General features: G+C 59.0%; 22 protein-coding genes and 1 pseudogene. 14 read left to right on the top strand and 9 right to left on the bottom strand.

The window, feature by feature from the left end:
* Nucleotides 1-391 precede the first annotated feature (391 nt).
* The 7 genes from HNO79_RS13840 to HNO79_RS13810 all read left to right on the top strand — a co-directional run bounded on the left by HNO79_RS13840 (nt 392) and on the right by HNO79_RS13810 (nt 7937).
* Entirely contained in the window at nt 392-1648 is a 1257-nt protein-coding gene (locus tag HNO79_RS13840) for a PepSY-associated TM helix domain-containing protein (protein ID WP_214165617.1), read from the top strand.
* A complete protein-coding gene (locus tag HNO79_RS13835) occupies nt 1645-1899 on the top strand; it encodes a hypothetical protein (protein WP_214165616.1) in 255 nt (84 codons plus the stop codon). Before HNO79_RS13840 ends, HNO79_RS13835 begins: the two co-directional genes overlap by 4 nt.
* The gene (exbB, locus tag HNO79_RS13830) at nt 1896-2639 is read left to right on the top strand and encodes a tonB-system energizer ExbB (protein WP_116703404.1); all 744 of its coding nucleotides are present in this window, start codon (nt 1896-1898) and stop codon (nt 2637-2639) included. Before HNO79_RS13835 ends, exbB begins: the two co-directional genes overlap by 4 nt.
* A 6-nt stretch (nt 2640-2645) precedes the next feature.
* A complete protein-coding gene (exbD, locus tag HNO79_RS13825; protein ID WP_214165615.1) occupies nt 2646-3155 on the top strand; it encodes a TonB system transport protein ExbD in 510 nt (169 codons plus the stop codon).
* Entirely contained in the window at nt 3152-4015 is an 864-nt protein-coding gene (locus HNO79_RS13820; RefSeq protein ID WP_214165614.1) for an energy transducer TonB family protein, read from the top strand. Before exbD ends, HNO79_RS13820 begins: the two co-directional genes overlap by 4 nt.
* A 45-nt stretch (nt 4016-4060) precedes the next feature.
* Entirely contained in the window at nt 4061-4579 is a 519-nt protein-coding gene (locus HNO79_RS13815) for a Fur family transcriptional regulator (RefSeq protein WP_214165613.1), read from the top strand.
* Between the two features lie 94 nt (nt 4580-4673).
* Nucleotides 4674-7937, top strand: coding sequence for an efflux RND transporter permease subunit (locus HNO79_RS13810; RefSeq protein WP_214165612.1), 3264 nt, complete (start codon nt 4674-4676; stop codon nt 7935-7937).
* Nucleotides 7938-7941: 4 nt separating this feature from the next.
* On the opposite strand, the gene HNO79_RS13805 is transcribed toward HNO79_RS13810, so the two are convergent.
* From HNO79_RS13805 to HNO79_RS13795, 3 genes are all read right to left on the bottom strand, one after another.
* The gene (locus HNO79_RS13805; protein WP_214165611.1) at nt 7942-9120 is read right to left on the bottom strand and encodes a site-specific integrase; all 1179 of its coding nucleotides are present in this window, start codon (nt 9118-9120) and stop codon (nt 7942-7944) included.
* 174 nt (nt 9121-9294) lie between these two features.
* Nucleotides 9295-10977: a recombinase family protein gene (locus HNO79_RS13800; protein ID WP_214165610.1), complete on the bottom strand. Its 1683-nt coding sequence runs from the start codon at nt 10975-10977 to the stop codon at nt 9295-9297.
* Between the two features lie 422 nt (nt 10978-11399).
* Nucleotides 11400-12269 (bottom strand): LysR substrate-binding domain-containing protein, encoded by an 870-nt coding sequence (locus HNO79_RS13795; protein WP_214165609.1) that lies wholly within the window; start codon nt 12267-12269, stop codon nt 11400-11402.
* A gap of 93 nt (nt 12270-12362) precedes the next feature.
* Between HNO79_RS13795 and HNO79_RS13790 the strand changes: the two genes are divergently transcribed.
* Both HNO79_RS13790 and HNO79_RS13785 read left to right on the top strand, forming a co-directional pair.
* Nucleotides 12363-13256, top strand: coding sequence for an alpha/beta fold hydrolase (locus HNO79_RS13790; protein ID WP_214165608.1), 894 nt, complete (start codon nt 12363-12365; stop codon nt 13254-13256).
* Nucleotides 13257-13468: 212 nt separating this feature from the next.
* The gene (locus tag HNO79_RS13785) at nt 13469-13942 is read left to right on the top strand and encodes a hypothetical protein (protein ID WP_214165607.1); all 474 of its coding nucleotides are present in this window, start codon (nt 13469-13471) and stop codon (nt 13940-13942) included.
* 54 nt (nt 13943-13996) lie between these two features.
* Here HNO79_RS13785 and HNO79_RS13780 read toward each other — a convergent pair whose 3' ends face one another.
* The 5 genes and pseudogenes from HNO79_RS13780 to HNO79_RS13760 form a co-directional block, all read right to left on the bottom strand.
* Nucleotides 13997-14920 (bottom strand): Kiwa anti-phage protein KwaB-like domain-containing protein, encoded by a 924-nt coding sequence (locus tag HNO79_RS13780; protein ID WP_214165606.1) that lies wholly within the window; start codon nt 14918-14920, stop codon nt 13997-13999.
* Between the two features lie 8 nt (nt 14921-14928).
* Entirely contained in the window at nt 14929-15507 is a 579-nt protein-coding gene (locus tag HNO79_RS13775) for a hypothetical protein (RefSeq protein WP_025861816.1), read from the bottom strand.
* A 216-nt stretch (nt 15508-15723) separates the two neighbouring features.
* Nucleotides 15724-16674: an ImmA/IrrE family metallo-endopeptidase gene (locus HNO79_RS13770; RefSeq protein ID WP_214165605.1), complete on the bottom strand. Its 951-nt coding sequence runs from the start codon at nt 16672-16674 to the stop codon at nt 15724-15726.
* Nucleotides 16675-16761: 87 nt separating this feature from the next.
* A pseudogene (locus HNO79_RS17525) lies at nt 16762-16953 on the bottom strand (helix-turn-helix transcriptional regulator); the annotation flags it as partial.
* A 1-nt stretch (nt 16954) separates the two neighbouring features.
* Complete coding sequence (locus tag HNO79_RS13760) at nt 16955-17590, bottom strand: hypothetical protein (RefSeq protein ID WP_211573051.1); 636 nt, start codon at nt 17588-17590, stop codon at nt 16955-16957.
* Between the two features lie 355 nt (nt 17591-17945).
* Between HNO79_RS13760 and HNO79_RS13755 the strand changes: the two genes are divergently transcribed.
* From HNO79_RS13755 to HNO79_RS13740, 3 genes are all read left to right on the top strand, one after another.
* Nucleotides 17946-18626: a DNA methyltransferase gene (locus tag HNO79_RS13755; protein ID WP_214165604.1), complete on the top strand. Its 681-nt coding sequence runs from the start codon at nt 17946-17948 to the stop codon at nt 18624-18626.
* Nucleotides 18627-18994: 368 nt separating this feature from the next.
* Nucleotides 18995-19411 (top strand): hypothetical protein, encoded by a 417-nt coding sequence (locus tag HNO79_RS13750; RefSeq protein WP_214165603.1) that lies wholly within the window; start codon nt 18995-18997, stop codon nt 19409-19411.
* A 618-nt stretch (nt 19412-20029) separates the two neighbouring features.
* Nucleotides 20030-20347, top strand: coding sequence for a DUF736 domain-containing protein (locus HNO79_RS13740; protein WP_025861645.1), 318 nt, complete (start codon nt 20030-20032; stop codon nt 20345-20347).
* 59 nt (nt 20348-20406) lie between these two features.
* Here HNO79_RS13740 and HNO79_RS13735 read toward each other — a convergent pair whose 3' ends face one another.
* On the bottom strand, nt 20407-20655 hold the full coding sequence (locus HNO79_RS13735; RefSeq protein WP_214165602.1) for a helix-turn-helix domain-containing protein: 249 nt from the start codon (nt 20653-20655) through the stop codon (nt 20407-20409).
* Between the two features lie 270 nt (nt 20656-20925).
* Between HNO79_RS13735 and HNO79_RS17290 the strand changes: the two genes are divergently transcribed.
* The gene (locus HNO79_RS17290; RefSeq protein ID WP_081773602.1) at nt 20926-21132 is read left to right on the top strand and encodes a transcriptional regulator domain-containing protein; all 207 of its coding nucleotides are present in this window, start codon (nt 20926-20928) and stop codon (nt 21130-21132) included.
* 58 nt (nt 21133-21190) lie between these two features.
* Nucleotides 21191-21712, top strand: coding sequence for a DNA -binding domain-containing protein (locus HNO79_RS13730; RefSeq protein ID WP_244987552.1), 522 nt, complete (start codon nt 21191-21193; stop codon nt 21710-21712).
* Nucleotides 21713-21768: the final 56 nt, after the last annotated feature.

Genomic DNA, 21768 nt, shown 5'->3' with positions numbered 1-21768 from the left:
TTGCCTGTCAGGGGCGTGTCTGTGAAAAGCTCAGTAGGAGCTTCCTGAACTCCCCGACCGAATATAATGATGATGACAGCGAAATCGCGGCAGAGCGTGAAAATGACGTCAGTCGTGTCCGAATTGACGTGTTTGTGTCAGAGCGTGCAGCACGCTGTCGGAGGCAGGGCAGGATGCCTCAATTGGATAGTCGGACCATCGGATAAATCGGTCCAATGTATCCGACGAAGCGAAATTTTCTCCGCGTTATTAGAAAAAAACCGTCTCCCGTCGTCTTAAATAGTAGCGAGCCTGGTGACAGGCCGGAGCGTTGAAGATGCGAGGCGTGGGATATGTGTCGGTCAGGTTATTGCGAATCAGTATTAGACGCACTCGTAAGTGGCGTAGGCCGATGATCACCCGCACACTCCGCCGCTGGTTCGTCGTCCATAAATGGACGAGCCTGGTCTGCACGCTGTTCCTGCTGATCGTGTGCGTGACGGGCCTGCCGCTGCTGTTTTCCGAGCAGATCTGGGACACGTTCGTCGGCGACGATGACCCGCCCTATGAGGTTCTGCCGCCGGGAACGCCGAACGCCAGCCTTGATGTCATCGTGGAGAAGGCACGCGCACTCTATCCCGGCCAGATCATCACCAGCGTCAATCCGGATGACGATGAACCGGCAGTGCTGGTTTCCATGGCGCCAAGCTGGCAGGCCCTGAAGGACGACGAGAACTATCCCGACCGCCATTCCGGACACTGGATCAAGTTCGACGCCCGCACGGCGAAGGTGCTGGAGCAGTCGCGCCCGGCAGACGCGCCCAAGGAGCCGCGCACCTGGACCGGCATCATCGTGAGCACCTGCAACCGGCTCCATACCAGCCTGTTTGCGGGACTGCCGGGTCGCCTGTTTCTGGGCCTTATGGGCGGCGTGTTCGTGGCCTCGCTGGTGTCCGGTTCACTGCTGTATGGCCGGTTCATGAAGCGCCTGCCGTTCGGCTCCGTCCGGCGCGACCGTGCGGTACGCCTGACATGGCTGGACCTGCACAACCTGCTGGGGGCCGCAACACTGGTCTGGGCGACGGTGGTGGGCTTTACCGGGGTGGTCAACGAACTCCAGACGCCGCTGTTTGGCCTGTGGCGCGTAACCGATGTGCGGCAGATCCTGCGCCCCTACGCCAATCTGCCGGTGCCGTCGCAGGATCACCTGTCGTCCGTGCAGGCGGCATTCGACATGGCGGCAAAAGCCGCCCCCGGTAACGAGGTCACGGGCCTGTCTTTCCCCGGCGCGTCCTTTGGCAGCCCGGTGCATTATGTGCTCTGGACCCGGGGGGCGACCCCGTTGCGGGCGCGCCTGTTTACGCCGGTGCTGGTCGATGCCCGCACGGGCGAACTGACCGGGGCGTATCCGATGCCGTGGTATCTGCGCTTCCTCGAAATCTCCCGCCCGCTGCATTTCGGCGATTATGGCGGCATGCCCCTGAAAATCCTGTGGGCGTTGCTGGACGTGGTGGTGATCGGCGTGCTGGTCAGCGGCCTGGTGCTGTGGGCTGGCAAGCGCAAGATCGCCACCGATGTTCGTCTGCGTGCGCTGGGTTACGAACTGGATGACGCCGACGGCACCGCGCCTGCGGGTTTCGCGCATACCCCTGTGGAGGGCGTGCGATGAACGCCGTTTCGCCCGACATGCCCGTGCCGTCCTCGCCTGATGTGACCCCGCGCCCATCCGTCGCCGTCTGGCCATGGCCGATCGCATTGGGGCTACTCACCATCTTCGGCCTGCTGTCCGCCCTGCTGGGCCAGCGCGGCATCTGGCTGGCCCTGTCCTGGGCTGCCCTGTCCATTCCTCTCATCGTGACGGTTGCCTGCCTGATCCGGGCATGGTGCCGCACACCGTCTGTCAAAGGAGGTCAGTCATGACCCCGATCTCGTTTTCCCCGTGGGATATGTTCCTCAACGCCGGTCCTGTCGTCCGCTGCGTGATGATCCTGCTGGCTGTGGCCTCGCTGCTGACCTGGACCATCTTCATCGCCAAGTCGATCGAACTGCTGCGCGTGCGCCTTAAACTCCAGAAGGCCGAAAAAGCGCTGGAAGAGGCCAATACGCTGGACCTTGGCGAGGAATGGACACGGGGGAATTCGTCCATCGCCCACACGCTGGTCATGGCCGCCGAGACCGAGCGCAAACGCTCTGCCGACATTCCTGACGACAGCGAGGGGCTGAAGGAACGCATCGTCCTGCACCTCGAACGTCTTGAGGCCGCTGAAGGACGCAGGCTCCTGCGCGGCACCGGTGTGCTGGCCACCATTGGTGCAACGTCACCCTTTATCGGCCTGTTTGGCACGGTCTGGGGCATCATGACCTCCTTCACCGGCATCGCCGCCAGCAAGGCGACCAGCCTCGCCGTGGTCGCCCCCGGTATTGCCGAGGCCCTGCTGGCGACAGCGCTCGGTCTGGTTGCGGCGATCCCGGCGGTGGTGATCTACAACCATCTCGCCCGCCAGACGGCCTCGTGCCGCGCGCAGGTTGCCGACCTCACTGCGCTGGTCATGCGTCTGGTCTCACGCGATCTGGGCCGTACGCAGATGCTCATGGCGCAGGGCAATATCGTGCGCATTGGCCCGCAGGCGCGGGATGTCCGCACGGCGGCCGGGGAGTGAGCCGTCATGATCCGCATGCGCCATACCGATGAAAGCCCGCACGAAGCCAGCGAGATCAACGTCACCCCGTTCATCGACGTGATGCTGGTCCTGCTTGTGATCTTCATGGTCACTGCCCCGCTGACCACGGTGAACGTGCCGGTGGACCTGCCATCCTCGACCGAGAAACCCACGCCGCGCCCCGATGATCCGGTGTTCCTGACAGTGAAGGCCGACCATAATCTGGCGCTGGGGGAAGACGACATCACCATGGATGGTCTGGCGGGTGCGCTGGAGAGTGCCACCAAGGGCAATAGGGACGAACGGATCTTCCTGCGGGCCGACAGGACCGTCGATTACGGCACGCTGATGGGCGTGATGGATAAGCTGCGTTCAGCCGGCTACCTCAAGGTCGCACTCGTGAATCTTCAGGGACAGGAGGAAGGCAGCGAAGCCGGCACGACAACGGTGCCGACCAGTTCCACAACCTCGGGTGGTGCTCCTGCCACGACTCCCGTCGCGGGAGGCACGCCGTGAGCAGTTTGACGGATATGGCGCAGGGGGCGGATATTTCCGTGCCACCGTCCTTCGCCGACTGGCAGAGAGGGCAGGCCCGTCTGGCCCGACGTCACGATGCGCTCCGCTGGGGCCTGTCCTTCCTCGCCGTGCTCGCGGTCAGTGGCGGGGCAGTCTGGTGGGTCATGCGTCTGCCGCCACCCGTTATGGCCGTGCCCGAACCACCGCCTGCCGCCATTGCCATCGACATGGCCCCGGAACCCGTTTCGACACCGACGCCGCCGACCGATGCGCCCATCGGCCCGAAGCAGACCCAGTCCATTCCCGATCCGGCCCCGGTCGAGCCGCCGAAGATCACGGCCCCGCCGTCGCCCGCGCCCAATCCGCCAATCCCGGTGCCCAAGCCCGAGAAGCCAAAGAAACTGGTGAAGAAGCACAAGCCGGTGCCGATGCTCAAAAAGCCCATCCCGGACAAGACGCCACCGGCAGAGGCGACAACCGCGCCACCCTCCTCGGAAGCGCCACCGGCGCCCACGCAGGCGGCCCCCGCGCCCGGTTCGTCATCGGCCCATGCGTCGCATGACCCGGTGACCTGGCAGGGCGCGCTGCTGGCGCAACTGGAAAAGTTCAAGCGCTACCCGTCCGATGCCATGGCCGACCATCAGGAAGGCGTGCCGACCGTGACCTTTTCCATGGACCGCAAGGGTCATGTGCTCTCGGTGACGCTGGCCAGCAGTTCCGGCCATGCGCTGCTGGACCAGGAAGCCATAGCGCTGCCCAAACGCGCCCAGCCGCTCCCCATCCCGCCGGACAGTGTCGCGGGGGATCCGATCACCCTGACCGTGCCCGTCGAATTCTACATCCACCCCGACAGGAACTGAGGTTTCTGGCCATTCCCTTATTCTGATCGTGACAGGATCATCATCATGCTCGCCTTTTCCGAACACCGTCGTTCTCCGCCCGCCCTGAACCAGATCCGTCCCGGCATGGGCGCCAGTCGCAATGCGGTGCGCAAGCTTGAGGACCGCTGCCGGGAGGCAGGCGTGAAGATGACCGACCTGCGCCGGGTGCTGCTGCATGGCATCCTTGAAGCGGGTGCGGGAGCCACCGCCATCGAGATCTGGAAGACCCTGCGCACCATGACCGACGGCCATCCGCCCAGCCAGGGCTCGATCCAGCGCAACCTGAACCTGCTCGTCGCCCGCGACATCCTGCGCCGCGACGTCTCGCCCGACCGCCTGTGGCATTACGGCATCGCACCCGAACGCAAAGGCAGGCTGGCCGTCACCTTTGTCGAGGCGGGAACGGGACGGAAGATTCCGTGCCGGATGCCGGAAGTGGCGGCCCTGCTGCGCCGGGCCGCGGCTGAACACGGGCTGGCCGTGCAGGCCGCCGCCATTACCGTGACGCCGGTACCGGCCACCGGTGATGCGGACATCCGCTAAGCGCTGAAGCATTTTTTTCATCCAGCCGCTGAAAAAATGCAGCGGCCGATCGTCTTTATAGACAGAGCCCTCCCGTAGGGACGGGACATCTTCCTTGAAATTCATCGCCTGGTTCGTCCGTCGCCCGGTGGCGACACTTTTGCTGCTGCTCTCCGCCGTGTTGTCGGGACTGATGGCACTGCCCCTCCTGCCGGTCTCGGACCTGCCCGATGTCGACCTGCCGGTGATCTCGGTCTCGGCGTCCAACGCCGGCGGTTCGCCCGAGGTCATGGCCCGCACGGTGGCAGCCCCCTTGGAACGGCATCTGGGCAATATTGCCGGCGTGACGCAGATGATGTCTTCCTCCATCCGGGGGCAGACCTCCATCTCGCTGGGGTTTGAGCTGGGGCGTGATCTCAATGGCGCAGCCCGTGACGTGGAAGCGGCGATCAGGGCTGCGCGACGCGACCTGCCGACCACGCCGGGATCGGACCCGCAATATCACCGGGCCAACCCCAATGCGACGCCGGTGCTGATCCTTGCGGTGACGCCGGGCCTGCAGTCCATGGCGAAGCTGTATGATCTGGTGAACACGACGCTGCGGCCCATGCTGCTGCAGGTGCAGGGTGTGGGGGATGTCACCCTTATGGGCAGCTCCGCGCCCGCCGTGCGGGTGGAGATGAACCCGCTGCTGTTCTTCAAATACGGGATCGGGTTTGAAGATCTGCGCGCGGCCCTGGCCTCGGCCAATGCGCATACGCCGAAAGGCGTGATCGACATGGGGGACCGGCGTTACCAGCTTGCCGTCAATGATCAGGCCGAACATGCCGCGGCCTATCGGGATCTGGTCATCGCCTACAAGAGCGGGCGCCCGATCCGGCTGCGGGATGTGGCCACCGTCACCGACAGCATGCAGGACGTAAACGCGGCCGCGTTCTTTGATGGCAGACCGGCCCTGACGCTGATGGTCCGTGCCCAGCCGGGAGCCAATCTGGTGGGCATCGTGGATGCGGTGAAGGCCCGTCTGCCACAGTTGCGTACGCTCATGCCACCGGGCGCGGATATTGCCGTGGCGCGGGATGGCTCGGCGGTGATCCGCTCCTCGCTGCGCCATACGCTGGTGACGCTGCTGGCCTCCTGTGTTCTGGCCTTGGCCGTGGTGTGGGTGTTCCTGCGCTCGTGGACGGCATCCGTGGCAGCCGCGATCATCGTGCCGTGCTGCCTGATCGCCAGCCTCGGGCCGATGCATCTGGCGGGCTTCGGGCTGGACAATCTCTCGCTCATGGCGCTGACGGTGGTCACGGGCTTGGTGGTCGATGACGCCATCGTGGTGATCGAGAACATCATCCGCATGCGTGAGCGTGGCCTGTCCGTTGAGGAAGCGGCCATAGCCGGAGCCAGCGAGGTGGCGTTTACGCTGCTCTCCATTACCGTGTCGGTGCTGGTGGTGTTCCTGCCGATCGGGCTGGCCTCCGGTCTGACCGGACGGCTGTTCCGGGAGTTCGCAGGCACCGTCGGTATTGCCGTCACGGTGTCGCTGGTTCTGTCCTGCGTGGTGACGCCGTGCCTGACGGCGCTGTGCATGCGGTTTGCCGAAGACAGAATGACCATTCAGCCAGAAGTGTCTGCCGTCGATTTTCTGGATCATGAAAAACATAGGGGTAGCCTGTATCGCCGCACTCTGGAAATCTGCCTGACCCATCCTGGCAAGACGGCCTTGCTGCTGCCATTGACCTTGCTGGTGGGCGTGGTCCTGTTCACCCGCATGCCGAAGGTCGTGTTCCCGCGTCAGGATATCGGCATCGTCTCGGGCGGATCGCGTGGCAGCGGTAGTTCGCTGGCCCAGACAAAAGCCCGGCTGGAGCGGTTCAGTCAGGTCCTGTTGTCCGATCCCGCTGTTAACCATGTCATCGCCTATCTCGATACCGGCGAAGGCTCCAGCCACGGCATGGTATTCGCCACGCTGCGCGACCTGTCCACAGGGCGGCCTTCGGGGGCGGAAGTCGCGACCCGCGTGATCGGCAGGATGGGTAAGGATATCCATGCCGAATACCATGCCCAGGCGCCGGGCAACATCATGATGCGGGTGGGGTCGAACAGCAGCGGGGTCAGCTACATCCTGCGCAGCGAGGATGACCGGCTGCTGGGGCCAGCCACGCGGAAACTGGCGAGCGCCCTGCGGCATCACCCGGAGTTCGCGGATGTTGACCCAGACGTCGATCCGCCGGGGCAGGGCATCACTCTGGCCATCGACCGCGATACCGCCGCCCGTGTCGGGGTCACGCCACAGGTGATCGGCAACACCCTGTCCGATGCGCTGGGCCAGACCACCGCCTCGGTCGTCTACACGACACACGGGCAATACAACGTGGTGCTGACCGTGGAAAACCGCTTCCAGCGCGATCCGGAGATCCTGAAACAGTTCTGGATCAGCCCGTCCGGTGGCTCCGCGTCGGGCAGTTCGGCGTCCAACACCATTCGGGTGGTCACGTCGGCCACCGCCAGCACCACGGCATCGACCGGTGCCACGGCGTTTCGAAACCAGATCGCCAATTCGCTGGCGGGCGGGGCGAATGCGTCCACCGGCTCGGCCGTGGCGACGGGAGCGGAGACGCTGGTGCCGCTGTCGGTGGTGGCTCGCATCACCCCCAGCCTTGATCCGGTAGCCGTCACCCATATCGGCTATGCCAGTTCCGCCTCTCTGGCGCTGGAACTGGCAGCCGGTGTCAGCCTGTCGCAGGCGCAGGCGATCATTGATCAGGAATGGCGCAACCTCCATTTGCCGGAGAGCATCATCGGCGAGTTGCAGAGCGATGAAGGAGATGTTGGCAAAAGCATGCATGACAGCGAGATCCTGATCGTCGGCGCTGTGCTGGCCGTCTATCTGACATTGGGTATGCTCTATGAAAGCGTGTGGCATCCGCTGACGATCCTCTCCACCATTCCTTCGGCCGGGATTGGGGCCATCATGGCGCTGGACCTGTTCGGGCTGTCGTTCTCGGGCATGGCGGTCATCGCCATGTTGCTGCTGACTGGCATTTCGCTGAAGAACGCCATTCTGCTGGTGGATTTTGCTCTCCACGCCGAACGCGAACGCGGCCTGACGTCACGGGGCGCCATCCGCGAGGCCTGCCTGCTGCGGCTGCGGCCCATCGTCATGACCACCTTTGCCGCGGCCCTCGGCGCGCTGCCGCTGGTAATGATGGGAGGATACGGCATGGAACTGCGCCAGCCGCTGGGCATCGCGCTGATCGGCGGCCTGCTGGTCAGTCAGGCACAGACCATGTTCACGACCCCAGCACTCTATCTGCTTGTGGGGCGATGCGCTGCGTTCGGCCGACTATTCCAGAAGGAACGCCCAAATCGGCAAAGCCTGTAACCGCTTACTCGACGGCGGTGACTGGTGTGACCTTTGTTGCGGAAAGGGCGGAGGAGATTTTGAGATCGATCCCTTTGACCGCGCGCTGGATCGGCTCTTTCTTGAGGTGGGCGTAACGTGCGGTCGATTTGAGATCCCGATGGCCCAGCAGTTTTCCGATCATGATCAGATCCTCGCCCAGTTCCAGCGCATCGGATGCAAAGGAATGGCGGAGATCATGAATGCGGACATCCTCCAGCCCGGCTTCCTTTCGGATGCGCCGCCACGGCTTCTCCAGATCGGTCAGGTGGCCACCTTCTTTCCGTCCTGTGATGACATAGGGATTGCCCTCGACCCTTGGGATGCCTCCAAGCAAGCCGACCGCACTTTCGCCTAACTGAACCGTGCGGGCACCATTTTTGGTGTCCGGTAGCCTGATTATCCCTTCGTCCAGATGGACGTATTCCCATTTCAGGTGCTGGATTTCCCGCAGGCGACAGCCGGTTAAAAGCAGGAGCTGGAGCGCATTGACGGCCTCAGGCATCGTGGAACGGGCATCATCGAGCGCCTGGCCAAGGCGCTGATGTTCGTCCGCCGTGAGGTAACGCTCACGTTTCAGCTCCTTGTAGCGTTTAACGCCCCGGCAGGGATTCACGTTATCTTTCCGGACGTCCCACAGGATCGCCAGCGAGAACATTTTTGACAGAACGCCCAGGGTCCGGTTGGCCTGATAGGGAATGTGGCGATAGGTATGATGGAACGCGACCACATCGGAGTGGGTGAGGGCGTCCATCTTCCGGTTGCCAATCTTTTTCGCAATGAAAAGGTCAATCGCGCGCTTGTACTCAGCTTGGGTCGTGGGTTTTAGATGCGTGTTTACATGCCGTTCGACGAAAGTCCTGCTAAACTGGCTGACGGTCGGGCAGGAGCGCTCCTCTCCGCGTTCGACATTGGGGTCGTCGCCGTCTTTTACGCGGGCGAGAATCCTGATCGCCTCATCCCGCGCTTTATCCGCCGTCCATGGACCATGATGGCCGATCGTATAACGACGGAATCTCCCGTTGGTCCGGTAATGAACCACATAGCTCATCCGGCCCGAAGGCCAGACCCGCAAGGCGAAGCCGGCGACCTGATCGTCCCAGACGATGTAGTCCTTCTCGGCAGGCTGAAGGGTGGCGATGATGCGCTTTGAAATCCGGGGCATGGCTTCCTCCGCAGGATGCATATAGGATGCAAGTGGGACTGAAACGTCAGCGTGAGCGGGCGTAGGAAGCTGAGCCAAATTACCAGAATTGTGCAATTAAAATAATAGGATATGTGTAGATTGGCGTAGGGGGTGCGGATATTTCGCGGTGCGGCGTAGGCCCGGTTGTCAAACTCATAACCTGAAGGCCGCAGGTTCAAATCCTGCCCCCGCAACCATCTGAACTTGCGATGCCAACGCATCACCAACCCCAGCCCCGTAACGGGCTGGGGTTTTTGTTTGTCCGCTGCCTGACGCCATCGTCAAAATGCCCGCGAGATCGCCCCGGACGTCGATCTGTAGTCCCTTGTCGGACGGGGTGAGGATGATGGCCTCGATCAGAGAGCGGATCACCTCGGCCGCCTCCTGGCGCTTCTCGTCCAGCTCGGAATGCAGCATGTCCTGCAGGCGCGCGAGCTGCCGATGATAGAACTCTGCCATCTGGGGATGGAGCAGGGGCGGGGGTGCTTCAGCGGTCGCGAGGAAATGCGTGAGTTCGGCCTTCCGGGCTTCAAGCTTCGATCCGCGCTCCTTGACCGTCGCGATCGAGATGGCTTCCGAAAGATAGAGATCCATCAAGCGCTGAATGTCGCGTTCCACCCGTTTCAGTTCTGATTCCGCTGCGCCGATGTCGGCCGACGCCTCCATGCGCAGCCGGTTCATCTCGGTGGTGAAGGCCGTGCAGAATTCGGCGAACAGCTCTGGATCCATGAGGTGGTGACGCAAGGCGTCGAGGACGCGCCGTTCCAGTTCTTCCCGGCGCATATTGGTCCGGTTGTCGCAGGTGCCCTTGTTGCGGGCTGTCGAGCAGCCGAGCAATGCGCCGGAGATCATCGAATAGCCGCCACCGCAGCAGCCGCATTTGCTCAGGCCGGAGAACAGGTAGCGCGGACGGCGTTTCTCGCGGAAATGGTCGGGCGATGACGTGTCGCGCGTGTCCCGGCTGGCGCTGACGCTGGCCTGCCGCGCCTTGACGGCGTCCCACAGGTCCTGATCGACGATCCGCAGTTCCGGCACCTCCTGGATCACCCATTCGGATTCCGGATTGGGGCGGGCCTGGCGCTTGCCGGTGTCCGGATCCTTGATGAAACGCTGGCGGTTCCAGACCAGTCTGCCGACGTACATCTCGTTATTAAGGATGCCGGTGCCGCGCGCCCGGTTACCGTTGATCGTGGAGAAGCCCCAGGCGCCGCTGCCCGGTGCGGAGATGCCTTCGTCGTTGAGGCGGAACGCGATCGCACGCGGGGCCAGTCCGGCGGCGAAGTCGCGGAAGATACGACGGACGATCTCTGCTTCCGCCGGATTAATCGTCCTGTCGCCCCGGATGGGCTCGCCATTGGTGTCGAGCTTACGCACAACGTCATAGCCGTAGGCATTGCCGCCGCCCGACTTGCCCAACTCGACACGGCCCCGCAGGCCGCGATGGGTCTTGGCTGCGAGGTCTTTCAGAAAGAGGGCGTTCATCGTGCCCTTGAGGCCGACATGGAGGTGAGAGACCTCGCCTTCGGAGAGGGTGACGATCCGTACGCCGGCATAGTTCATGCGTTTGAAGACGCCAGCGATATCTTCCTGGTCACGTGAGAGACGGTCCATCGCCTCGGCCAGCACGATCTGGAACCGTCCGCGCTGCGCGTCGGCGATCAGCGCCTGGATGCCGGGCCGCATCAGGGACGCGCCCGAGATCGCGTGATCGGTATACTCCTCGACAATGCTCCAGCCCTGTTTCTCCGCGTGGGTGCGGCAGACGCGAAGCTGGTCGGCGATCGAGGCGTCGCGCTGGTTGTCGGACGAGTAGCGGGCGTAGAGCGCGACCTTCATGGTGGGTCTTCCCTTTACGGTCTGGAGCGTCGGCGTTGCTCCTGTTGCTGTGACCGGAACCAATTCCGTGCCGCGCGGCGCGCCATGAGGCGAACAAGCGCCACAAGGCGTTGGTCGGGGGCATTGGGCCGCAGGACGAGCCGCAACTCGGGCTCGGGCGGCCGATACGCCGGGGCAGTGGACTGGCTGGGTCTGTCCGTCATCGTTGCTCTCTTCCGACCGTATGGCAAGGAAAACAGACACACGATCCGGACAGATGACTGTTATTTCAATGGAAATCAGTAATATGGAAGATCGCGTCGGTGCGTGCTCCAGCGTGCGGAATCGTAGTTATGGGTAGTCCCGGATACAGGCGCGTCGTACAAATACTGGCGTAAGACGGGCAGACTGGACGCTCTCGTGTGGTCAAGTTGCGACAAGCGTCAGGCGAGATTGTTCTTCTTGGCGCCCTGTATACCCGCTACCCCATAATGTTGCCGGATCAGATCGCTCAGCCCGGTGGCCGCACGAGTGAGTTGCCCCGCACGCGAGTGAAGCACCAGATCGATTGAACCAGGAGACGGCAAGGTCTGGTTCACGATACTCGGGACAAGACCTTCTGTCAGATCCTCAGCAAGAGGGGATACCCCCAATCCGGCGTTAACCGCAGCCAGAATGCCCGCGAGTGAGGGACTCACATAGGCGACTGTCCAGGGAATCCCGGCTTTTTCAAGCGCCCTGATGGCGCGCTCTCGATAGATGCAGGGTTCGGGAAATACGATCAGGGGTACAGCCCCGGTGGTAGAGGTCAGTCCCATCCAGACCACGGTACGCCTGGCAAGAATTTCACCTCCGGCAGCCCGGTCCTGCTTGGTCAGCACATGGTCAAGGCGCTTTACATCCAGGGCAGACAGGAGACGGTCGCGGTTACCAACCTCCACCTCGAGGCGAGCGTCGGGATGTTGTCGGGCGAAATCAGCGAGAAGCTGCGTAAAGCCACGTCCGCTGGCAAAATCGTCTGGCAGACCGACCCTTACAAGACCAGTGAGAGAGGTCCCGGCCAGACGTGATCGGGCCTCCTGGTCCAGCCGCAGGATTTCACGCGCATAACCGATGAGTTCCCGCCCCTGAAGCGTCAGTGCGACAGACCCGCCACGATCGCGCTCCATAAGTCGGTGGCCAGCCTGTTCTTCCAGACGCTTGATATGACCGCTGATTGTCGACTGGGTGGCATTGAGATGCCGTGCGGCTTCCGTGAAGCCACCGGTATCAATGACGGTCAGAAAACTGCGAAGGCAGATCGGCGAAAGCATAGCTTTTCTTATCTTAAAATGCGATATGATGTAATTATATATCTGTTTCTATGCTAAGACGAAAGCGCGCATAGCAGGAGCGGAGGTACGCTCATGCAGCACATAACGATCACAACATCTCAACTCGACATTGCGTGTCGGATATCAGGACCGGAAGAGGGATTTCCAGTAATCTTGCTTCATGGGTGGCCGGACGACGCGCTGACATGGAACCGGCTCCTGCCGGATCTGCATGCGGCTGGTTTCCGGATTTATGTGCCCTGGCTGCGCGGTTGCGGCCCAACGTGCTTTCGGGAAGCAGATATCCCTCGAAACGGGCAGCTTGTGGCTCTCGCCCAGGATGTGCTCGAAATGGCGGATGTCGTGGGGATTTCCCGTTTCAGCATCATCGGACATGACTGGGGCGCGCGAACTGCCTACATCGCCTCTGTTCTGGCACCTGACCGGATAGCAGCGTGCGTGGCCTTGTCCGTGGGATGGGGAACAAATGATGCTGGTCAGGCCATGTCTTACCGTCAGATGCAGAATTACTGGTATCACTGGCTGATGGGGCTTGATCGTGGTGCCGAACTTATCCGGAACGATCGCCAGAAATTCATGCGGTATATCTGGTCGATCTGGAACCCGGGATGGCAAATTCCCGAAGACGAATTAGCAGCGACGGCTCAGGCATTCGAAAATCCCGACTGGGCAGATATTACGCTGCATTCCTATCGCGTGCGCTGGGGGCTGGCTGAGCGTTCCTCGGCATTCGAAGACCTTGAGAAACGTGTTGTTGCCGACCCGATCATTCATGTGCCCACGCTCGTCATCCACGGGGGTGATGACCCGTGTAACGATCCGGAGACGTCAGCCAGTAAGGATCATCTGTTCAGGGGACATTATGAGCGGCGTGTTCTGCCCGGAACCGGTCATTTTCCGCAGCGCCAGAGTGTGGCTTTGGTGGCAAAATTCGCTATCCCTTTTCTCCTACAAAACGGAAGCTGACCGATAAAACATATCGGTAACCACACGATCTGAGTGAAGCCATTAACCGGGGACTTCACCGTAAGCATAAGTAATTGATTGCGTGGCTTAAGCTGCGTCCATTGTAATATGGTGTCTCCCAATCAGAGGCGGGATGAGGAGATAATTGACTTTTTTCGGTAATAGCTGATGTTGGTTTGGAATGAAGTTTTTTAATAGATATGGGGTGATTGATGGATCTTACCAATATTCCACTTCAGATACGTGCTCAATGGAGTAATCCCAACATCCCAATTATCGTTCGTTCCGGCATACCCGGTGAAAAGCTTACAGCGCGTTTACCCTATCGCTCAGACAATAATACTTGGCTACGAAGTCTTGCCAGCGGAACTCGCAAACCGGAAATAAAATGGTCACCAAAAATCAAGGCATGGAAACTGCCAATAAGTTGGCTCAATCGCTTTGTTGATAGCGGATTGGAGCGTTATGGGCGTTTATATTTAATTCAACCCTACCGTGAAATTGAGAAGTGTGCCCCAGCGTGTCGAAATGCTGTCGGTCACGACTGCCAATGTTCGTGTATGGGAGCGAATCATGGGATCGGCGACGGAAGAGGATGGTTCGATGTTTCAGAGACATTCTCGTTTCGGTGGGGAACCTCTGCGGCAGCGATTAAGCTTATGACCAAAAAACTAAGAACCGTTTAGCTTTCTTCTGAGGCGCTTTTTATTGGGTGTCGACCCTCATTGTCTAGGCGATTTCTAGGGGATCTCTGTTGCATTAGGAACGTCGTAAATATTCTCTGAAAATGCAGACGCGAGACGATGGTCTAAAAGCGCGGTTATGATATCACGGCATGTTTCAGGTGTAGGGACGATCTGTCCAGCAGCATTAAACGTTAAAGTCAAACCATACGTCAGATGCTGCTGCTTTAATCTGCTCATAAAAGCAGGATCTTTGTAATGACCTTTTTGACGTATTGAACACATACGGCGGAGCTGAATTTTATTGTTACCTACAAAATCTGTTAACGCATCCAAGGATGAAAAGATTTGCGAGAAATCTGTTTCTGCTTGGAGCTCGTTAAATTCCTCTGCATGAGCTTGCCGATAATGTAGAACAGATTCAAAATTTGCTTTGTGTGGAATAATGATTTTATCGGCAGCGATAAAAAAATCTACGTGCTTCGATAGGGAGAAGGAAGGTGATTGATCCAAAGCTAATGCATTTTCTCTGAATACTATATCAATTACCTCCTTTCGGCGTTTCGTCCGCCATGAAGAATCTGTTCTTCTTACGGCGTGAAGTACATTTTCCCCATCGGTCAGTCGTACAACAAAAAAATAAGTATTTGTAATATGAGACTCTTTTTTGACTTTCTTTTGAGGTAGTGCGTTTGCAGATTGATTGACGATCAAGCTGGCGTGGGTTTCGTCAGTGTCGATAAGAAGAGCGCTAGATTCGTTGTTCTGAGCAAGAAGGCCATAATCATGCACTTCTTTGATACTGCTTCTAGCTTCGATGATCGCTTCCTTCAAAGCGGTATTGAGATCGTCATTTGTAGCTATCCAGTGCCCGTTATAAGTGGGAGCTGCTCCACCTGCGCCTCCGGACTTCTTGAAAAGCCAGACCGTTAAGCCTGCATTGCTAACGTCAAAATTACTCAAATATTCTGGAATATTCATGATAAATCCTAAGGTTTAATAATTTGGATGTCTTGGACGGGCCATTGCTTGTAGATACCAGGCTCTAGATATCCTTTCACCAATGCACGTCCTTTATGTTGGGTATGGCTTCCAGCAAATGAATACGTAACGTCGTAAAGTCTCCAGCCGAGAGCGATGAGAAGAGGGTTAAGAAAAATCTGTCCAGATTTATGTGTAAGCCAGAACATCCAACCCAAAAATACACAGAAACCTACAAATTTATTTGTTTCATTGTAATCGACTCCCATGAATGACACCACATAAGGAAGTGTGTAGTTCATGAGATCTGTCGGAACATATTCTGCTTCACAAACAGTGATGTCCTGGGTTGGCCGAATTATTAAAAGAGAAATAATGGTTATCCCAAAGCATATCATTGTAATTATAAGAAAACCAATCGAATATTTCGCGTCATTCACAGGGATCGAACAAGTTCCCGTTTTGAGGGGCCAGCAGAATCCATGAACCAACGCTTTATAGTCGATATTTTGGGAGAAAAGAATCACTGCCAACGGCAGGTAAGATCCTAGAAATACCATAATTGCCGTTAAGAGCCGGAATTGCATATCGCCCTCCCTTTATATGGAATTATCCTATAAGGACGCACCCATCGCTCCAGAATATTTATTTTCCCAAAACAAGGATACCCAAATTAACGAAATCTTCTCATTTATCGACCCGTTGTGGCTGTTCGATTTGGTAAGATCTTCGGTTTTTCGTTTCAGCCATTGAAGAAAAAACTCCCTAGGCATTGTTTACTCCGAATGGGGTTTTCATTTTCATCATTTCCCGGCTTTTTCTCCACGAGATAAATTCAGAACCTTGGCTTGATAATCTCCGTCAGGGTTAAGCTTACGTTCTTTTGATGGAACCTTTTCTTGACGAAGTCTGGTAAGCGTAACTACTTTTTCTTTTGTTTTAAAATACCCTACGGGAAGCGCCGTAATCATTTCCAAATCATTGTCAGAAAGCCCAAAATGACGGGAAACATGCTCTAGTGGCATTACCCCTTCGCGTACTAAAAGATCGACCGTCCTGCCTAAAAGCCTTGGTCTTTCCGGAGCACGCTCTTCATCACCAGGTTCAGCTTTACTACCCCAACGAGCTGAGCGACGCTTGAAAAGATTCGTGGCCTCATCATCATCCACAAGGCCCAGTGCCTTAAGACGCATTAAAATTGCCGCAGCAGAGACCCCCCATTTCCGTTTTAATATTAGTAGATCATCAAGCGTAGGATGCAAGGGAGCGTCTTGGCCGATACCATCAGCCGGCAGAAGGAATGCACCAGCAAAAGCATGTGCTTGCTTTTCCATCATGTTATATCGATCGCGGTTAGTTGCGCGTTCAATATGTTTATGCAGGATGCAGTGTCCAAGTTCGTGTGCGAGATCGAAACGCCCTCGAAAGCCATTGTCTTTATCGGAGGAGAGGAGAATACATGGACGTCCAAGCCTAGAGCTCCATCCTGAAAGCCCCTCGATTTGAGGTATTCCTGTTTCTTCTCTAACGAGGAGAATACCGGCGCTTTCTACAGCGAGGGCCAGATCCTGTACCGGCCCACGTCCTAAGCGCCAGAGTTTGCGACATTCATCTGCTGAATCCTCAATATCTTCTTGGGTAATTTCTTCTGGATTTTGAAATTCCCGTTTTGGAAGAGAAACGTCTGGGAAGTCTACGAACTCAGTGAAACCACAGGCAACTTCTTCAGCCCATTCCAGACGTCCTTCGAGCATTGTCCGAGCAGCCACGTGGGCGGCTGCGTTACTCCGAAAGAGGGGCGTCGAAAGCGATGGCCGGTAAGGCTGCATGAACCAGTCAGGTGTGACATTCACTACCGAAGCCAGTCTGTTTAGCGCCTCAAATTCTGGGGCCTGCGTTCCCGCTTTCCATTTGCTAACGGTGCCGGGTGAAACCCCAACAAGAGATGCTAATTGTGCTTGGGTAAGCCGGCGCACAGCCAGAATCTGGCTGAGACGGTCTGCTTGAAACCCATGCACGCCTCCACGACTCATGTCACTTTTCGCTTTCGTTCTGCTTTCTAAGCGCAGCCTTGAGGCGAGGCTGAGCCAAATCTTCTTGGGTCATTGGTGGGTCATCGTACCTGCGCAGAAATTTTTCTACATCTTCACGGAAAAGCCATTTGGACATATCGGCGTCAGGTACCGAGATTTGAATGGAAGTTGGTAATTCTGACTGATCTTTTGAAAAAACGGCCACAAAAAACGCGGCTATGGCAGTATGAGGCGGAGGCTCACTGAAGAGATCTGCTTCAACCCAATGACCAAGGGCTTCGTTGTAAGCACAAAGTCTGCGGCGGGTGATACTCCGCCGGCAGTTGTTCCATACTGGCCCGACGTTCACACGACCCAACATGATCTCGCCTTGATGTCCGACGATTAGATCATTTCCGTGAATAGGAGTTGGCGAGGCATTGTGAACTGCCAATGCAGTATGAAACGCTTCATTCATCAGAAAATGACGCTCTTGACCGAGGCCATTGGCGCGATGACCTTTGTTGAGATCCTTCGTTTTCGCATAGGCGCGACGAGCACCAGCGAGCAAACCCTCATTGATCGCATGGGTAACGTCTCGAGGGATCTCGGCCAAAAGAAGTTCGGCTATTCCCTGCTCATACTGAACCTGCTCCATTCCGGACCCTTCAACGCCAAGATTTCGCTTATGGGGATTTTAACCCAAAAAAATTTCGTTTAAAAGTCTTTATATGGTCAGGTGCGGCGTCTTAATGGGTGAAGGGATAACATTGGTTACTGACTGTCGATCTTATGAAAAAATAAGGCTAATGGCTCCGCCCTCGCGCCGACAAGGGTGCGCGTCAGCGCGCTGACGCCGCCCGACGGGGTGTCCCCGATCTTCCTGCGCTGCGCTCCGTGCAGACCGGGAGATACCCCTCCCCATCGGTCGCCCTTGTCGTTGCTACCCCGCTGCTCGCCGCGAGGCAGAGGAACAGCGGGGGCTGTTCCTCGCGGAACAAAGGGCAAAGACCATGACCGGCAACACCACCACGGCGACCGATTTCCGCAACACCATCCTCAACGGGGACAGCGTTCAACTGATGCGCGCACTTCCTCGTAACTCGGTGGACTTCATTCTGACAGACCCGCCTTACCTGGTGAACTACCAGGGCAGGGACGGGCGGAAAGTTCGCAACGACGACAATGCGCGCTGGCTTCGGCCTGCCTTCAACCAGATGCACCGTGTTCTGAAATGGGGCGGCTTTGCCGTTTCGTTCTATGGCTGGAACCGTATCGACCTGTTTGCCGATGCCTGGAAAGCAGCCGGGTTCCGCATGGTCGGGCATATTGTCTTTCGCAAGTCCTATTCATCATCTTCCCGCTTTCTCCGGTATGAACACGAGAGCGCCTATCTGCTGGCCAAGGGCAACGTGACGGCGCCCGCAAAGCCCATCCCGGACGTGATCGACATGCCCTATTCGGGAAACAAGCTGCACCCGACGCAAAAGCCCGTGGCGGCCCTGCTTCCCTTGGTGGAAGCCTTTTGCCCGGTGGGCGGGCTGGTTCTGGACCCGTTCGCTGGTTCAGGTTCATCGCTGGTGGCGGCGCAGCATCTCGGCCGTGACTGGCTGGGGATGGAACTGGACCCGGACCACGCGGCCACGGCAACCCGCCGTCTGGCCTGGCACGGGGCAGGGAGGGCAGCGGCGTAAGCCGCCCCTTTCTTTCTTCACGCTTATCGGGCGACCAGAAAATCGCGCCGGTCCTTCGGGACCGGCGGTGGAAACGCGCTGCCCGCGCGTGCGGCGCTCGCCGGCATGGCCGGCTCGCAAGGTTCAGTGAAACAGGGTGCTCGACCGGTGCCCTTTGATCCAATCCCAACGCTGCCAAGTCAACGCGCCGCATTCCCGGCGCGAGCGGAAGGCGCCGACAGGGGCGCCTCGGTCAGGATTGTCCGGCGCGCTCCGCGCGCTGTCCCGATCGTGAAAACGATGTCGAGAAACTGGCTTCTATTCCCTGGATATATCGGAACCGTCCCGGCATGTGTGAGATATTCCATTCCACGGAAAGGATGCGATCCATGCTGCTCGGTCTCGGAATTGCCCTTGGCGTCGCCGGTATCGGTTTCCTGTGCTGGCTGCTGTTTCTCTGTGCGGTCTATGCCGCTCCCCTGTTTGTGGCGGCAATGGTCTGCACCACATTTTATGACCACACCATGATGTCCGGCTCTCATGCCATCCTTGCTGGTATCGCCGCCGGAATCATGGTTCTGGTGCTCGGTCAGGCGATACTCGTCTCTTCGCACGATCCTGCAATCCGGGGCGCGGTCTCGCTTCTGCTCGTCATGCCGGCCGCGCTGGCGGGATTTGGTATGACACTGGGGTTCAGCGGGCTGGGCGATATGGGGACCATACCGGCACACCTCTTCGCGACATTTGGGGCGCTGTGCGTCGGTGGGGCCGCATGGACGCGGTTATGCGCCATCCAGGCCGCCTGAAGCCTGATCTTCCGGCAGGCAAGTGTAGGGGAGCGGTCAGTCCCCGTTGCGCGAGCAAGGGCGGCTCCATGGGATGAGTGCGTGTGGCGTCTTCATCGAAAGGACATGGACGGATGGATCGGGGGCCGGACCGTCCAGCTTCACGCTGAGATACACCTGTTCATACGGTGCAACGCAGGATCGGTGCGGCCCCTTGCGGTTTTCCTGTCCGGATGTGGGGATGATCAATAGCCACAGGCCCGTTGTTCGATACGACTGGTAACGGCCACGGATTGTCCCGAGACGCAGGGAGACGTCCCCATCAGACCCACGCCCCAGTCATGAAACATGACGGACTGCCCTGTCCCCACATAAGGCTGACGGTGCCGCACACCATGGCCTCTCGATATGGCCGATCTGCCCGAAGACCGGCTTCGCCTCGCCCGGCTCTGGCGCAACGGCGGCCCGCAACTTTTTTCCCCTGGGCTTCGCCCATTCCTCGCGACACAAAAAAATTCCGTGCCGCCGTCCTCCGCGTTGCTCTGGCCCCTGCGGGGTGCGCCGCCGGTCGCCTCCGGGCTGACGATGGCCATCGAGGCCACGGTGGTCGCGGCCCGATACAAGCCAGGAGACAGGACAATGATCATCGGTTCATTCAAGAAGGTCGGCGAGGGGTACGAAGGTGAAATCGTCACCCTGACACAGAAAATCCGGGGTATCCGCTTCGTGCCCGAAGCCAACCGGGCCAGCGACAATGTTCCCAACTTCCGGGTCCAGATCGGCAAACTCGAAGCCGGAGCAGCCTGGATCAAGCACACCACAGACTGGCGCGAATATCTCAGCGTGAAGCTGGACGATCCGACCCTTCCCGGTCCGATCTTCGCCAGCCTCTTCGAAGAAGAAGGTGGCGCCTACAACCTGGTCTGGAGCCGCCAGCGTCCGCGCAACGGGGACTGACTGCCTCACACTGGCCCTTCCCGGCGCAGCCGGGAAGGGCTTTTCCGTCGTCAGGTGGCCTATCGCTCCTCACTGCCTGGCGCCACGGTCGCGGCGACATGAGTTTCGTCCAGCAGCGCGGCCGGCCGCACGTCCAGCGCCTGCGATGCATGCCAGAGCGAAAGCAGCGTCGCGTTCTGGCGTCCGGTCTCGATCCAGCTGATATAGGCGCGGTCCACGCCCATCCGCTCTGCCAGAGCCTCTTGGCTGAGACCGGCGGCGCGTCGCAGGCGCCTCACGTTCGCGCCGAAAAGTCCTCGGATGTCCATCCGCAGGATAGGAACGATTTGTGTATTATCGCGCTACGTATTATAATACACGGAACACCAAGCGCCTTTTCGTGTGATGCGCCACGGGCATCACGTGATGTCGCGCAAACCGACCTTTTCGGCCCGTCTGGCGTCAATATCCCCCCGATATAGAAAGAATCCCGAACTTATAGGATATGTTCGGGATCACCTCCCTGAGTCTTGTGGACTACCCGTTCCGGTTCTGCACCGGATACTGGGTCGAATCCATGACATATCGGGGGAGGGGGCGTGCCGACAATCCGGCCATGGGATGCCGCACCCCTTCGTCGCGCCTTCGCCGGGCTCGACACTGCCGGTCTCGCCCAGGAATGGCTGCGGCATAATCCGGCCTATCGACACGATCATGCAGCAATAATTCGGATGGGCAAGGTTGACGCCGAAGCATGGCGCGCCTTCGCCCGTCGTTGGGGGTTGCGTTTTCCCTGTCGACCCTGATCTCCCTGCCTGGCTTGCCCCTGCTTTCTGGGATCCGGACATCGCGCCGGAGGTCGCCGTGCGTGGCGATGGGGGTGACATCCTGTCCCGTCTCGCGCCATACGCGCGGGCACGACATGACGGTCCCGACGGCATCCATCTCGTGCTGGACAGCGCGGCAGGCCCACTGCGCATCGTCATTGTCGTCGATCGACAGCCCGACGCACCAGGAACCTGGTTCATCATCGATGACAGGCACCTCACGACCCGTCTGGCTTGCGTTGCGCGCTTCGGCCGCCTGCTTGCCGGTCAGACGCCCGGTCCTCTTCCCTCTACGCTGCGCCTAAGTCCCCAGCAGAAACTGCGGCAGATACGCATGCTCTGCATTGCCGAAGGTCGGCGCATGGGGGTGGCGGTCCGACGGATCGCGGCCGGCATGTACGGTGAGCATATCCTGCGCCTGTCCCGCAATGAATGGCGTGCCAGCTCATGGCACCGCGCCTTCTACCGCGATCTCGACGGTGCCGACTTCTATCTGAACGGCGGCCACATCGCCCTCCTTCAGGGGCTGAAGCAGGGGGGTGACAGTCTGGCGGCCTGAACTTTGTCATCCCTCCCCAAGCCCCATTCTCCGGCAGCGTCCTCCCATGAGCCGCG

The sequence above is a fragment of the Komagataeibacter oboediens genome, from assembly GCF_018491655.1.
Taxonomy (GTDB): domain Bacteria; phylum Pseudomonadota; class Alphaproteobacteria; order Acetobacterales; family Acetobacteraceae; genus Komagataeibacter; species Komagataeibacter oboediens.
Note: the sequence above shows the minus strand (reverse complement) of the source record. Positions and strands in the feature narration are given on the sequence as shown.

Excerpts from the sequence above, each read along its gene's own strand:
- HNO79_RS13840 (WP_214165617.1), top strand. The coding sequence starts at position 392 with ATGATCACCCGCACACTCCGCCGCTGGTTCGTCGTCCATAAATGGACG.
- HNO79_RS13835 (WP_214165616.1), top strand. The coding sequence starts at position 1,645 with ATGAACGCCGTTTCGCCCGACATGCCCGTGCCGTCCTCGCCTGATGTG.
- exbB (WP_116703404.1), top strand. The coding sequence starts at position 1,896 with ATGACCCCGATCTCGTTTTCCCCGTGGGATATGTTCCTCAACGCCGGT.
- exbD (WP_214165615.1), top strand. The coding sequence starts at position 2,646 with ATGATCCGCATGCGCCATACCGATGAAAGCCCGCACGAAGCCAGCGAG.
- HNO79_RS13815 (WP_214165613.1), top strand. The coding sequence starts at position 4,061 with ATGCTCGCCTTTTCCGAACACCGTCGTTCTCCGCCCGCCCTGAACCAG.
- HNO79_RS13805 (WP_214165611.1), bottom strand. The coding sequence starts at position 9,120 with ATGCCCCGGATTTCAAAGCGCATCATCGCCACCCTTCAGCCTGCCGAG.
- HNO79_RS13800 (WP_214165610.1), bottom strand. The coding sequence starts at position 10,977 with ATGAAGGTCGCGCTCTACGCCCGCTACTCGTCCGACAACCAGCGCGAC.
- HNO79_RS13795 (WP_214165609.1), bottom strand. The coding sequence starts at position 12,269 with ATGCTTTCGCCGATCTGCCTTCGCAGTTTTCTGACCGTCATTGATACC.
- HNO79_RS13790 (WP_214165608.1), top strand. The coding sequence starts at position 12,363 with ATGCAGCACATAACGATCACAACATCTCAACTCGACATTGCGTGTCGG.
- HNO79_RS13785 (WP_214165607.1), top strand. The coding sequence starts at position 13,469 with ATGGATCTTACCAATATTCCACTTCAGATACGTGCTCAATGGAGTAAT.
- HNO79_RS13780 (WP_214165606.1), bottom strand. The coding sequence starts at position 14,920 with ATGAATATTCCAGAATATTTGAGTAATTTTGACGTTAGCAATGCAGGC.
- HNO79_RS13775 (WP_025861816.1), bottom strand. The coding sequence starts at position 15,507 with ATGCAATTCCGGCTCTTAACGGCAATTATGGTATTTCTAGGATCTTAC.
- HNO79_RS13770 (WP_214165605.1), bottom strand. The coding sequence starts at position 16,674 with ATGCTCGAAGGACGTCTGGAATGGGCTGAAGAAGTTGCCTGTGGTTTC.
- HNO79_RS13760 (WP_211573051.1), bottom strand. The coding sequence starts at position 17,590 with ATGGAGCAGGTTCAGTATGAGCAGGGAATAGCCGAACTTCTTTTGGCC.
- HNO79_RS13755 (WP_214165604.1), top strand. The coding sequence starts at position 17,946 with ATGACCGGCAACACCACCACGGCGACCGATTTCCGCAACACCATCCTC.
- HNO79_RS13750 (WP_214165603.1), top strand. The coding sequence starts at position 18,995 with ATGCTGCTCGGTCTCGGAATTGCCCTTGGCGTCGCCGGTATCGGTTTC.
- HNO79_RS13740 (WP_025861645.1), top strand. The coding sequence starts at position 20,030 with ATGATCATCGGTTCATTCAAGAAGGTCGGCGAGGGGTACGAAGGTGAA.
- HNO79_RS13735 (WP_214165602.1), bottom strand. The coding sequence starts at position 20,655 with ATGGACATCCGAGGACTTTTCGGCGCGAACGTGAGGCGCCTGCGACGC.